13 protein-coding genes and 1 other annotated feature are annotated in these 13,302 nt (G+C 55.7%); of the genes, 3 read left to right on the top strand and 10 right to left on the bottom strand.

What is annotated here, in order from left to right; all coding sequences use genetic code 11:
- The first annotated feature begins 263 nt into the window (after positions 1-263).
- Positions 264-830 (top strand): acetate uptake transporter, encoded by a 567-nt coding sequence (satP, locus tag SK53_RS16090; protein ID WP_023324131.1) that lies wholly within the window; start codon positions 264-266, stop codon positions 828-830.
- On the opposite strand, the gene SK53_RS16085 is transcribed toward satP, so the two are convergent.
- The 3 genes from SK53_RS16085 to tal all read right to left on the bottom strand — a co-directional run bounded on the left by SK53_RS16085 (position 807) and on the right by tal (position 3,903).
- Positions 807-2,129: an MFS transporter gene (locus SK53_RS16085; RefSeq protein WP_048209781.1), complete on the bottom strand. Its 1,323-nt coding sequence runs from the start codon at positions 2,127-2,129 to the stop codon at positions 807-809. The two genes, satP and SK53_RS16085, sit on opposite strands and share 24 nt — an antisense overlap.
- Before the next feature lie 122 nt (positions 2,130-2,251).
- Positions 2,252-2,839 (bottom strand): molybdopterin adenylyltransferase, encoded by a 588-nt coding sequence (gene mog, locus SK53_RS16080; protein WP_003856479.1) that lies wholly within the window; start codon positions 2,837-2,839, stop codon positions 2,252-2,254.
- A gap of 110 nt (positions 2,840-2,949) precedes the next feature.
- Complete coding sequence (gene tal / locus SK53_RS16075; protein WP_003856481.1) at positions 2,950-3,903, bottom strand: transaldolase; 954 nt, start codon at positions 3,901-3,903, stop codon at positions 2,950-2,952.
- A 262-nt stretch (positions 3,904-4,165) separates the two neighbouring features.
- Here tal and SK53_RS16070 point away from each other — a divergent pair, with 262 nt between their 5' ends.
- Positions 4,166-5,599: an alanine/glycine:cation symporter family protein gene (locus SK53_RS16070; protein ID WP_022650382.1), complete on the top strand. Its 1,434-nt coding sequence runs from the start codon at positions 4,166-4,168 to the stop codon at positions 5,597-5,599.
- 66 nt (positions 5,600-5,665) lie between these two features.
- Positions 5,666-6,439: a peroxide stress protein YaaA gene (gene yaaA, locus SK53_RS16065; protein ID WP_022650381.1), complete on the top strand. Its 774-nt coding sequence runs from the start codon at positions 5,666-5,668 to the stop codon at positions 6,437-6,439.
- A 31-nt stretch (positions 6,440-6,470) separates the two neighbouring features.
- Here yaaA and SK53_RS16060 read toward each other — a convergent pair whose 3' ends face one another.
- The 7 genes from SK53_RS16060 to yjjY all read right to left on the bottom strand — a co-directional run bounded on the left by SK53_RS16060 (position 6,471) and on the right by yjjY (position 13,275).
- A complete protein-coding gene (locus SK53_RS16060) occupies positions 6,471-6,758 on the bottom strand; it encodes a DUF2502 domain-containing protein (protein ID WP_003856489.1) in 288 nt (95 codons plus the stop codon).
- A gap of 246 nt (positions 6,759-7,004) precedes the next feature.
- Positions 7,005-8,291, bottom strand: coding sequence for a threonine synthase (gene thrC / locus SK53_RS16055; RefSeq protein WP_048209780.1), 1,287 nt, complete (start codon positions 8,289-8,291; stop codon positions 7,005-7,007).
- 3 nt (positions 8,292-8,294) lie between these two features.
- Positions 8,295-9,224 (bottom strand): homoserine kinase, encoded by a 930-nt coding sequence (gene thrB, locus SK53_RS16050; protein ID WP_003856492.1) that lies wholly within the window; start codon positions 9,222-9,224, stop codon positions 8,295-8,297.
- A 1-nt stretch (position 9,225) separates the two neighbouring features.
- Complete coding sequence (gene thrA, locus SK53_RS16045; protein WP_045347318.1) at positions 9,226-11,688, bottom strand: bifunctional aspartate kinase/homoserine dehydrogenase I; 2,463 nt, start codon at positions 11,686-11,688, stop codon at positions 9,226-9,228.
- A gap of 24 nt (positions 11,689-11,712) precedes the next feature.
- Positions 11,713-11,830 (bottom strand) — a sequence feature (Thr leader region).
- Positions 11,769-11,837, bottom strand: coding sequence for a thr operon leader peptide (gene thrL / locus SK53_RS22895; protein ID WP_015572623.1), 69 nt, complete (start codon positions 11,835-11,837; stop codon positions 11,769-11,771). (Overlaps the previous feature by 62 nt.)
- Positions 11,838-12,048: 211 nt before the next feature.
- On the bottom strand, positions 12,049-12,735 hold the full coding sequence (locus tag SK53_RS16040; protein ID WP_003856496.1) for a tRNA/rRNA methyltransferase: 687 nt from the start codon (positions 12,733-12,735) through the stop codon (positions 12,049-12,051).
- Between the two features lie 399 nt (positions 12,736-13,134).
- On the bottom strand, positions 13,135-13,275 hold the full coding sequence (gene yjjY / locus SK53_RS23645) for a YjjY family protein (RefSeq protein ID WP_001541509.1): 141 nt from the start codon (positions 13,273-13,275) through the stop codon (positions 13,135-13,137).
- Positions 13,276-13,302 lie beyond the last annotated feature (27 nt).

The following is a 13,302-nucleotide window of genomic DNA, read 5'->3' as shown; positions in this document are numbered from 1 at the left end:
GTGGTTGTGTACCTGTAATAAGGGCAGAACGTGCTTTTTCAACTGCCCAGATTTGATTTTTTTCAGGTCCACACACTGCGGTTGCTTACAAGATGGGGTCACAACGGCATCCATCAAGGGGGAAGGATAAAAAATTTTTTAATTTCACCCCGGTGAGATCATAGACGGCGTCGATGCCGCCCATTATGATGCCGCGCCCCGTCAGGGAGAACTGGCGCGGGTTTAACCATTTCACCATATTAATGATGATTTTTTGAGGACTTATGGGCAACACTAAGTTGGCTAATCCGGCTCCGCTGGGCCTGATGGGTTTTGGCATGACCACCATTCTGCTGAACCTGCACAATATCGGGATGTTCCCGATGGACGGCATTATCCTGGCGATGGGCATTTTTTACGGCGGTATCGCACAGATCTTTGCGGGCCTGCTGGAATATAAGAAAGGCAACACCTTCGGCTTAACCGCCTTTACCTCTTACGGTTCCTTCTGGCTGACTCTGGTCGCAATTCTGCTGATGCCTAAAATGGGCCTGGCAGAGGCGGCAAACGCCCATTTCCTGGGCGTGTACCTGGGACTGTGGGGCGTGTTCACCCTGTTCATGTTCTTCGGTACCCTTAAGGCGAACCGCGCACTGCAATTCGTCTTCCTGAGCCTGACCGTCCTGTTCGCCCTGCTGGCCATTGGTCACCTGGCGGATAACGAAGGCATCGTTCACGTTGCCGGCTGGGTCGGTCTGGTTTGCGGCGCAAGCGCAATCTACCTGGCCATGGGTGAAGTGCTGAACGAGCAATTCAACCGCACCATTCTACCGATTGGTGAAAAACACTGATCCCTCTGTCGTGCCCGCGTCGCGGGCACGACGTCCCTCTGACTGGCGAAGCCACACCCCCAATACCAGCCCCATCAGCGATAACGCCAGCACGTACCACGCAGGTGCAAGGGGTGACATCCCCATCAACACCGTCACCACAATCGGCGTTAGCCCACCGAAAATGGCATACGAGACGTTATAAGAGAAAGAGATCCCGGTGAAGCGTACCTCCGGCGGGAAGGCGCGGACCATTACGTACGGTACGGCGCCAACGACGCCCACGCACAGCCCGACGACACCGTACAGCAGGAACAGCTGTTCAGGATGGGTGCCCGCAAGATGATAAAATGCCCAGCTCGACGCGGCCAGCAGCAGGCTGCCGACAATAAAGGTCGCGCTGGCGCCGAAACGATCCGCCGCCAGCCCGGCGGCCAGACAGCCAAAGCAGAGCATAATTGTCGCGATACTGTTCGCCTGTAACGTCACGGCAGGCGCAAAACCGTACTGTTTTTGCAGCCAGACCGGCGACATCAAAATGACCACCACGATACCCGCAGACAGCAGCCAGGTCAGAAGCATCGACACGACTACCGCTTTTTTATGCCGCACCACCACGGTTTTCACCGGCAGTTCTTGCGCCAGCGCCTTCCGCTGCTGCATTTCCAGAAATATTGGCGTCTCCTGCAACCAGCGTCGCAGGTACATTGCCACCAGCCCGAACGCCCCGCCCAGCAGGAACGGGATACGCCAGCCCCAGTCATGAACGGCCTGTTGCGTCATGCTGGTATTGATGATGGTTGCAACCACGGAGCCAAGCAGGATCCCGATCGTCAGCCCTGCGGTCAGCGTTCCACACGCAATGCCGATGCGGCGCACCGGGACATGCTCAGCGACAAACACCCAGGCGCCAGGCACTTCCCCGCCGATGGCCGCACCCTGGAGAATACGCATCAGCAGCAGCAATAACGGGGCGATAATGCCCATCGACTCATAGGTAGGCAAAAGGCCAATCGCCAGCGTCGGCACGGCCATTAGCAGGATGCTGAGGGTAAACATCTTCTTGCGCCCAACCAGATCGCCAAAGTGCGCCATGACAATGCCGCCCAGCGGACGCGCCAGATACCCGGCAGCGAAAATGCCGAAGGTTTGCACCTGACGCAGCCATTCCGGTATATCCGCCGGGAAAAACAGCGCCCCCACAACGGCGGCGAAGAAGACAAAGATGATGAAATCGTAAAACTCCAGCGCGCCGCCCAGGGCAGCGAGCGTGAGGGTTTTGTAGTCCTGTCGATTCAGAGGTCGGGTATTATGTGACATAGCGAACCATTGTGCATGTGTTGTGGATTATTTTTTACAGCAATCGTAAAGAAAAAATTACTATATCGTAAATCCATTTACACGCTACTGCGGCTGGCGCTTATGTCACATTTTAATCATTTTCAGGAGATTGTTTCGCGGCGAGCGCTTTTAGGGCGAAATGCTGCTACCACGTTGCCGTCAGTTTCCACGTACGGACCGTCAAGCAGTTGTATACAATACGGTACACTTGCAAAGATACCGTGGACGATAACGCTTCCGTCCTCGGCTTTTACCCCTTCCAGCGTCTCTTTTATCGACTTCGGCTGCCCCGGCAGGTTCAGGATCAGCGCCTGTTTGCGGATCACCCCGACCTGACGGGAAAGAATGGCCGTCGGGACAAAGTGTAGACTGATCTGGCGCATCTGTTCACCGAAGCCCGGCATTTCACGATCGGCGATAGCCAGCGTCGCGTCCGGTGTCACATCGCGGCGCGCGGGGCCGGTGCCGCCCGTCGTCAGCACAAGGTGGCAGCTCATCTCATCCACCAGCTCACACAGGGTTTGCTCAATGATCGGCTGCTCATCCGGGATCAGGCGAGTCTGGATCTCAAACGGGGTAGTGAGCGCGCTGCCCAGCCACGCTTCCAGAGCAGGGATGCCTTTATCCTGATAAACACCGCTGGAGGCGCGGTCAGAAATCGACACTAAGCCGATGCGTAAGGTATTCATATCCATTCCATTCAAAAAGTACTGATTAAAGGGAATGATACACGCAGAGAGAAAATTCAGACAGAGGCGGGGGAAAGACGCGTGACCGGGAACCCGGTCACGCAGAATGATTACAGCAGGTCGCCGATCATTTTTTCCAGTTTTTCCTGGTCGATAGCAAACTTACGGATACCGTCCGCCAGTTTATCTACGGCCATTGGATCCTGGTTGTGCTGCCACAGGAACTCGGACTCGGTGATGCGCTCAGGGCGCGCTTTCACTTCGCCAGTGTAAGACAGTTTACGCTCGATAGCACCTTCGCTTTCTGCCAGCTCTTTCAGCAGCGCAGGGGCGATGGTCAGGCGGTCACAGCCAGCCAGCTCGATGATTTCGCCGACGTTACGGAAGCTTGCGCCCATAACAACGGTCTCATAGCCGTGCTGTTTGTAGTATTCGTAGATTTCAGTCACAGAAATCACGCCTGGATCTTCAGACGCCGCGTACTCTTTCTTGTCGGTGTTGGCTTTGTACCAGTCCAGAATACGGCCCACGAACGGAGAAATCAGGTATACGCCAGCTTCGGCACATGCACGCGCCTGTGCGAAGGAGAACAGCAGAGTCAGGTTACAGTTGATGCCTTCTTTTTCCAGCTGCTCAGCAGCGCGGATGCCCTGCCAGGTAGAGGCCAGTTTAATCAGGATACGGTCGTTGCTGATGCCCGCATCGTTGTACAGTTTGATCAGGCGTTTTGCTTTGGCGATAGAGGCTTCGGTGTCGTAGGACAGGCGAGCATCAACTTCGGTAGAGATACGGCCAGGAACGAGCTTCAGGATTTCCAGACCGATGTTCACTGCCAGTTTGTCAGTGGCATCCACAACCTGCTGCGCGCGGTCATTGCTCTGTGCTTTTGCCCAGGTCACCGCCTCGTCGATCAGTTTGCGATACTCAGGGATCTGCGCGGCGTTAAGGATCAGAGAAGGGTTGGTTGTGGCATCCTGCGGCTGGTACAGCTTCATTGCCGCGATATCTCCGGTGTCAGCGACGACAGTGGTGAACTGACGAAGGGAGGTCAATTTATCCGTCATGATAGTGTTTCTCTTTTAACGTGCCCTGGATAATTCACACTACCGACAGCTTGCCAGCAGCGGAAAAATGACAGGTTTACTTGTTAGGGGGATGTAACCGGTCTGCCCTGATGATAACACGAGTGAGAGGCAGCGCAACCGCAGACAGTGCGCTTAGGCAGAGTATGATAAACTCAGAATATTAACAGGCTGCTAAGTAACAGCATGCACACTCAGTGGTAGCGCTTACATATTCACTTTGGCATCAACAAGAGGGACGTTAGTGCCTGATTTCTTTTTCTTTATTAACGAAGTCCTCTGGGGTTCGATCATGATATACCTGCTTTCTGGAGCAGGTATCTGGTTTACGTGGCGCAGCGGGCTGATTCAGTTTCGCTATATCCGCAAATTTGGCAGAAGTCTGAAAAACAGCGTCACCCCACAGCCGGGCGGCCTGACATCGTTTCAGGCGCTCTGTACTAGCCTTGCCGCGCGCGTCGGCAGCGGTAACCTGGCCGGTGTCGCGCTGGCGATCGGCGCGGGCGGTCCGGGCGCGGTATTCTGGATGTGGGTGACGGCGATTATCGGTATGGCCACCTCCTTTGCTGAATGCTCGCTTGCGCAACTCTACAAAGAAAAAGACGGCAAAGGTCAGTTTCGCGGCGGTCCCGCCTGGTATATGGCTCGCGGGTTGGGAATGCGCTGGATGGGCGTTCTGTTCTCGATCTTTTTGCTGATTGCCTATGGCCTTATTTTCAATACCGTTCAGGCAAATTCCGTCGCCCACGCGCTGCGCTTTGCCTTTAATTGCCCGGAGTGGCTGACGGGCGGCGCGCTTGCCCTTCTCACCCTGCTGACCATTGTGACCGGGCTCAAAGGGGTTGCCCGCCTGATGCAATGGCTGGTTCCGCTGATGGCGCTGCTGTGGGTGTCCACCAGCGTGATGGTATGCGCGATACATATTGACGAGGTGCCGAACGTCATCGTCACCATTTTCCAAAGCGCGTTCGGCTGGCGCGAAGCGGCTTCAGGCGCGTTGGGTTACACCCTTAGCCAGGCTCTCACTGCGGGTTTTCAGCGGGGTATGTTCTCCAACGAAGCGGGAATGGGCTCCACGCCGAATGCCGCCGCAGCGGCCGCATCCTGGCCCCCGCATCCCGCCGCGCAGGGCATTGTACAGATGATTGGCGTCTTCACAGACACCATTGTTATCTGCTCCGCCAGCGCGATGATCATGCTGCTGGCCGGTGCCGCTGAGCAACCGTCCGGTAGTACGGCAGGCATTCATTGGGTACAACAGGCGCTGGTCTCCCTCGTCGGCGGCTGGGGCGCGGGCCTTGTCGCACTTGTCGTGGGACTTTTTGCCTTTAGTTCCATTGCGGTGAACTATATCTATGCCGAAAACAACCTTATCTTCCTGAAAGTCAATTCGCGTCTGACCCGCAACGTCCTTCGCGCGGGTGTGCTGGGAATGGTTTTCGTCGGCTCCCTGCTCAGTATGCCGTTGGTCTGGCAAATAGCGGACGTCATCATGGCGCTGATGGCCATCACGAACCTGACGGCCATTTTGCTGCTTTCACCGGTTGTGGCGCTGATCGCGCGCGATTATCTGCGTCAGCGCAAGCTCGGCGTACAGCCCGTCTTTGACGCCTCACGCTATCCCGAAATCGAGTCACAAATTGCCCCTGGCACCTGGGATGATTTGCCGCGGCAATAACAGCTATCGATCAATTCAGGGCGATTTTTTGTTAAAGTCGCTCTAAATTTCCTGCAAGGACTGGATATGCTGATTCTGATTTCACCTGCCAAAACGCTCGACTACCAGAGCCCGCTCGCCACTGAGCGTTATACCCAGCCGGAATTGCTGGACTACTCGCAACAGTTGATCCACGAAGCGCGTAAGCTTTCGGCTCCGCAAATCGCTTCGCTGATGAGCATCAGCGATAAACTTGCCGACCTGAACGCCACCCGTTTTCATGAGTGGCAGCCTGACTTCACGCCCGCCAACGCCCGCCAGGCGCTGTTGGCCTTCAAAGGTGACGTCTACACTGGCCTGCAAGCAGAAACGTTTAGCGAAGCCGATTTCGATTTTGCCCAGCAGCATCTGCGCATGTTATCCGGCCTGTACGGGGTGCTGCGCCCGCTGGATCTGATGCAGCCGTATCGTCTGGAGATGGGTATCCGCCTGGAAAACGCTAAAGGTAAAGATCTGTACCAGTTCTGGGGCGATGTCATTACCGACAAGCTTAACGCGGCGCTGCAAGCCCAGGGGGACAACGTGGTGATCAACCTGGCCTCCGATGAGTACTTCAAATCGGTGAAACCGAAAAAGCTGGATGCGGACATTATCAAGCCGGTATTCCTCGACGAGAAAAACGGCAAATTTAAAGTAATCAGCTTCTACGCCAAAAAAGCGCGCGGTCTGATGAGCCGCTTCATCATTCAAAACCGCCTGACGAAGCCAGAGCAGCTCACCGGCTTTAACAGTGAAGGGTATTTCTTCGACGAGGCATCGTCAGGAAAAAACGAGCTGGTGTTTAAGCGTCACGAGCAATAAAAGACAACCCCGCCAGCTGGCGGGGTTTATGTTAATGGTGCTTCCGGTCCGGGCCGGGGCGGCGCTCGTCATGACGGTGGTGATCGTCACGATCGCGATGTTCATCGTGCGGACGCCAGTGGTTATCGCGCCAGTCATAGTGTGCTTTCCACCAGTCATGGTCGCGCCAGCGGCCGCCATCCCAGTAGTGCCCGTTATTATCCCGATCGCCAATTTGCAGTTTTACCGCGGGCACGAGGGTGATCTCAGCTGCCTGCACCGCCATGGGAGCGACCAGCATCAGTGAAAGCGCGATAAGTGCAGGTTTCAGGGTAGACATAGGTGACTCCTTATTCTTCTTGCCCAACGTGGGCCGATGTAAGGAGAGTACGTGATGGGAACGGGGGATGTTATTCTCTGCAATCCTAAACGCTAAGTGACCGCATTTATTGGGAATTTCTGCTTTTTTCCTGCTGTTTTTCTCCTTAATTTCTCCATAAAAAAGCCGGGTGGCGCTGCGCTTACCCGGCCTACGTTCTGAGCCGTTGTAGGCCCGGTAAGGCGTAGCCGCCACCGGGCAACAAACTTACGCTCGGGTCATCATCAGCTTACGCAGCGCGGCAAAGTCTGCGGGCAGCACATGAGACAGCAGCGGCAGGTCGGCACGCTCGGCCAGCTCTTTTGGCAGCGGCAGCGTTTCCCCCAGGATCGCTTCCACGCTCTCTTTGAACTTGGCCGGATGGGCGGTGCCGAGGAACAGGCCATACTCACCCGGTTGAAGCTGATCGCGCAGGGCACGATAGGCAATCGCCGCGTGCGGCTCAGAGGTATAGCCCACCGCTTTCAGCTCGCGCATGGTGGCTTTCGTGGTTTCGTCCGTCACCGCTGCGTAACCCAGATCGCCCAGACGCCAGACCTTACGGCGGAACAGCTCTTCCACACGCGGCCAGTTGTTAGGCTGTGACACATCCATCGCATTGGAGAGCGTGGCCTGAGTCGCGTTCGGCGCCCATTTTCCGTCCTTCAGGAAACGCGGCACGGTGTCGTTGGCGTTGGTGGCGGCGATAAAGCGCTTCACCGGCAGGCCGAGTGATTTCGCCAGCAGGCCTGCCGTCAGGTCGCCGAAGTTCCCGCTTGGCACGGAAACCACCAGCTGATTGCGCGCGTCCTGCGGCAACTGCGCCACCGCTTCGAAGTAGTAGCAGATCTGCGCCAGCAGACGGCTGATGTTGATGGAGTTGGCAGAGTTCAGCCCCAGCGCCGCCTTCAGCTCTTCGTCATCGAAGGCTTGCTTCACCAGCGCCTGACAGGCATCGAAATCGCCGTCGATCGCCACGGTTTCAATGTTGCCCCCAAGGGTGCAGAACAGTTTTTCCTGAAGCGGGCTGATTTTGCCTTTCGGATAGAGGATCACCACGCGGACGTTTTTCAGGCCGTAGAACGCATGGGCCACCGCCGCACCGGTATCGCCTGAAGTCGCGGTCAGAATGGTCACCGGTTTGTCGCCGCTGATGTGGGTCAGCATCTGCGCCATAAAACGACCGCCGAAATCTTTGAACGCCAGCGTCGGGCCGTGGAACAGCTCCAGACAGCCAACGTCAGGCTCCACCTGCTTCACCGGCGCCGGGAAAGCAAACGCCGCACGCACGCGCTCTTCCAGCAGCTCCTGTGGGATTTCGTCGCCGATAAACGCAGACAGAATTTTGGTGCTGCGGGTGACAAAGTCCTGCTTCAGCAGTTCATCGATTTCGGTCAGCTGAAATTCCGGCAGGTCGTGGGGGAAGAACAGCCCCTGATTTTTGCCCAGCCCCTGCGTTACCGCCTGCGCAAAGCTGACCTGCTCGTTATGATCTTTAAGGTTGTAGAGTTTCATTCGTTATCCCAGTACTCGTGCGCCAGCCGTGTCCAGACGGCAAATATGAACAAAGCCTTCCTGATTTTGCAGGTAGTGTTTAGAGAGCCAGTCCGCCACGCGCTGCGCGGTGTCTGGCTTGTCGCATAAGGCGAACAGCGTCGGGCCGGAGCCGGAGATGCCGCACGCCTGTGCGCCGATATCCATGGATGCCTGTCGCGCTTCGTTAAAGCCCGGCAGCAGCTTCGTGCGATACGGCTCGGCAATAATGTCTTTCATCAGTTTCGCCGCCAGCTGCGGCTGTCGGGTGTAGCAGGCATGAATAAAGCCCGCCAGATGACGCCCGTGGGCAATACAGTCCTGACGACGATACTGCGCCGGCAGGATCGCACGCGCTTCGGCGGTAGACACTTTAATGCCCGGATAGGCCAGCACCCACAGCCACTCATCAAACCCTGGCACCTGCTGGCTGATGATGCCATTTTCTTCAATCATCAGCTGCATGCCGCCAAGGAAGCACGGCGCCACGTTATCATAATGAATGCTGCCGGAGATGCGCCCTTCCAGCTCGCCCATCAGCGCCAGCAGACGGCTGTTGTTCAGCGGCTTGCCGCAGTGCTCATTCATCGCCACCAGCGCGGCAACCACCGAGCAGGCGCTCGAGCCCAGCCCCGAACCAATCGGCATGCTCTTTTCCAGCGTCATGGCGACCGGCACGTTTTTGCCAATCTCCTGACAGAAGCGTTCCCAGCACTGATAAACGATATTCTCGCGCGGTTCAGACGGCAGCTTACTGGCGAAACGGCCGATGTTATTCAGGCTGAAGCGCTCTGCTGCCTCAACCGTAACCGTATCGCCCAGCAGCGAACCGTCCACCGGCGTTACCGCCGCGCCCAGCACGTCAAATCCGACGCTCATATTGGCGCTGGAAGCCGGGGCATATACTTTAACCATCTTAAACTCCTAACTTCCATGACAGGGTACGCAGCAGATCGGCAAACACGCCTGCCGCCGTCACATCATTCCCTGCGCCATAGCCGCGAAGCACCAGCGGCAGTGGCTGATAATAATGGCTGTAGAACGCCAGAGCGTTCTCGCCGTTTTTCACCTTGTACAGCGGATCGTTGCCATCCACTTCGGCAATCTTCACCCGGCAGACGCCGTCTTCTTCAATGTTGCCAACATAGCGCAATACCTTACCTTCATCACGGGCTTTCGCAACGCGTGCGGCAAAGGCATCGTCAAGCTGAGGTAAATTCGCCATAAAGGCGCTGACGTCACCGCTGTCATCAAATTCTGCTGGCAGCACCGGCTCAATCACGATATCCGAAAGCTCCAGCTCGCGGCCGGTCTCGCGCACCAGGATCAGCAGCTTACGCGCCACGTCCATACCGGAGAGGTCGTCGCGCGGATCCGGCTCGGTGTAGCCCAGCTCGCGCGCGGCGCGGGTGGCTTCCGACAGGCTCATCCCTTCGTCCAGCTTGCCGAAGATAAACGACAGGGAGCCGGAGAGGATGCCGGAGAAACGCTTTAGTTCGTCGCCCGCGTTCAGCAGGTTTTGCAGGTTCTCGATGACCGGCAGGCCCGCGCCCACGTTGGTGTCATACAGAAACTTGCGGCGCGACTTACTCGCCGCCAGACGCAGCTGGTGATAGTAATCCATCGACGAGGTGTTGGCCTTTTTGTTCGGCGTCACCACGTGGAAACCTTCGCGCAGGAAATCCGCGTACTGATCGGCCACCGCCTGGCTGGAGGTACAGTCAACGATCACCGGGTTAAGCAGGTGATATTCTTTCACCAGACGGATCAGGCGGCCCAGGTTAAACGGCTCTTTCGCCTCTTCCAGCTCCGCCTGCCAGTTTTCCAGGTTCAGACCGTGGACGTTAGTCAGCAACGCTTTCGAGTTCGCAATGCCGCAGACGCGCAGATCGATATGTTTCTTCTTAAGCCACTCCTGCTGACGCTTTACCTGCTCCAGCAGCGCGCCGCCGACGCCGCCGACGCCCACCAGGAACAGCTCAATCACCTGGTCGGTGTTGAACAGCATCTGATGCACCACGCGCACGCCGGTAGTGGCGTCATCGTTATCCACGACAACGGAAATGGAACGCTCGGATGAGCCCTGGGCAATCGCCACGATATTGATATTGGCCCGCGCCAGCGCGGCAAAGAATTTGGCGGAGATACCGCGCAGGGTGCGCATACCGTCGCCGACCACCGAGATAATCGCCAGACGCTCCTGAATCGAGAGCGGCTCCAGCAGCTCTTCTTTCAGCTCCAGATAGAACTCTTCTTCCAGCGCGCGACGGGCGCGCAGGCAATCGCCCTGCGGAACGCAGAAGCTGATGCTGTATTCGGAAGAAGACTGCGTGATCAGCACCACGGAGATCCCGTTGCGGGACATAGCGGCAAAGACGCGTGCCGCCATGCCGACCATGCCCTTCATCCCCGGGCCGGAGACGCTGAACATCGCCATGTTATTGAGGTTAGAAATGCCTTTCACCGGCAGGTCATCTTCATCCGCGCTGGCGCCAATCAGCGTACCCGGCGCCTGCGGATTACCGGTATTCTTAATCAGGCAAGGGATCTGGAACTGGGCAATCGGGGAGATGGTACGCGGGTGAAGCACTTTGGCGCCGAAGTAGGAAAGCTCCATCGCTTCCTGGTAGGACATCGACTTCAGCAGCCTGGCGTCCGGCACCTGACGCGGATCGCAGGTATAAACGCCGTCGACATCAGTCCAGATCTCACAACAGTCTGCGCGTAAACAGGCCGCCAGCACCGCAGCGGAGTAGTCAGAGCCGTTACGCCCCAGCACCACCAGTTCGCCCTTCTCGTTACCGGCGGTAAAGCCTGCCATCAGGATCATATGGTCAGACGGGATTTTGCTCGCCGCAATACGGCGTGTCGACTCGGCAATGTCGACGGTGGATTCAAGGTAGTGGCCCACAGCCAGCAGTTTTTCAACCGGATCGATGACCGTCACGTGGTGACCGCGCGCTTCCAGCACGCCTGCCATGATGGCGATAGAGAGTTTTTCACCCCGGCAAATCAGCGCCGCGTTGATGCTGTCCGGGCACTGGCCAAGCAGGCTGATACCGTGAAGAACGTGTTTAATCTGGGCAAATTCAAGTTCAACGGTGCTTTTCAGCTGCGCCAGCGGGAAACCAGGCTGGGCGTCGGCCAGCCCCTGAAGCAGATCGGCGAAGATACGCTCGGCGTCGCTGATGTTCGGCAGTGCATCCTGACCACCGATGGTTTTTTCAATCATCGCCACCAGGTGGTTCGTGATTTTGGCCGGGGCAGAGAGCACGGTGGCAACCTGCCCCTGCCTGGCGTTGCTTTCCAGGATATCGGCAACACGCAGAAAACGTTCTGCATTTGCCACTGACGTACCGCCGAACTTCAACACTCGCATGGTTCTACCTCATTTCCTTTAGCCGAAAAAAAAGCCCGCACTGTTCAGGTGCGGGCTTTTTTCTGTTTTTCCTGTACGCGTCAGCCCGCATCGTTACCTGTGGTAATGATGATGGTTGTAGTAATGGTGGTGATGCTGATGCGTTTCATGGATGTTGTGTACTCTGTCATTATTATCTGTCTGTGCTCTATTCTTTTAGGGTTAAAGGATCGAGCCCCTTAAGTCAATGAATTTTTAATTCGATCACAATTCGGGACATTCTCACGTCCCGCTGCGCGCAGATTTATTTTCATCGGAATACCCCAGTTGCAACCCCAGACATCAGCAGGATCGGCCATAATAAAAACCTATGGCACTATTTTACTCGGCTAATTTTTTTTCAATATCATGAAGCAATCGGTGCAGCATTGCCGTGTCGCGCTGTTCAAGACGCCCCAGGCGCTGCTGTAACCAGTCCACCATTTTTTGATCGTCAGCGACGCCCAACTGCGCAAGAAGCTTATCTGCACGAACACGCAGTGCCGCCAGCTGGTTTTCATCCGAAACTGTCACCGGTGGCTGAGAAATTTGTATTAAGGATGCTAATTGATAGCAATAGACCATCACCGCCTGCCCCAGATTGAGTGACGGATAATCCGCCACCATCGGCGCGCCCGTCAGCACGTCAGCCAGCGCCAGCTCTTCGTTAGTCAGCCCGGAATCTTCTCGCCCAAACACCAGCGCGGCTTTCTCCAGCCACTGGCTTTTCTCTTCCAGCATCGGCACCAGTTCAGCAGGCGTGGCGTAATAGTGAAACTTCGCCCGGCTGCGCGCGGTCGTCGCGACGGTAAACGAAATATCGTGGAGTGCGTCGGCGAGCGTAGCGTAAGTGGTTATATTATCGAGAATATCACCCGAACCGTGCGCCACCCAGCGCGCAGCAGGCTCCAGATGCGCCGTGCTGTCCACAATACGCAAATCGGTAAAACCCATAGTCTTCATGGCACGCGCCGCAGCGCCAATATTTTCAGCTCTTGCTGGTGCCACCAGCACAATCGACAGATGCATTTACGCTCTCTTTTTAGTCAGTTAGCAGGTAAAAATGTGATTCAGTTCAACATATTACGCAGCACGAATTTACATTTTTGCAACACAAATCACCGAAATAGCGTTTCATAACAATTAAAAAAAGCTAAACTATTTTGTGGCTGAACAATCAGTTAGAATGTTAACAGAAGACCATTATCCTTATGTTTTGTAATGATAATGACCATATGAATACTCATTTCTGATTGGATTCGTACCGTTTATCAATCAATGTCCGCAACTAGTTGGTTTATTGAAAAATTGTGACAAAGGCTAGCATTCAGCTACGATGATTTCATCAAACTGTTAACGTGCTACAATTGAACTTGATATATGTCAACGAAGCGTAGTTTTATTGGGTGTCCGGTATCACTTAGCCTGTTATGTTGCTGTTAAAATGGTTAGGATGACAGCCGTTTTTGACACTGTCGGGTCCAAAGGGAAAGTACCCACGACCAAGCTAATGATGTTGTTGACGTTGATGGAAAGTGCATCAAGAACGCAATTACGTACTTTAGTCACGTTAAGCCGATCATGTTAATTTGCGAC

Origin of the sequence: Enterobacter sp. MGH119 (genome assembly GCF_001037675.1) — a bacterium.
GTDB classification, from domain to species: domain Bacteria; phylum Pseudomonadota; class Gammaproteobacteria; order Enterobacterales; family Enterobacteriaceae; genus Enterobacter; species Enterobacter hormaechei_C.
The sequence above is the reverse complement of the archived record's forward strand: the minus strand, read 5'-3'. Positions and strand labels throughout refer to the sequence as shown.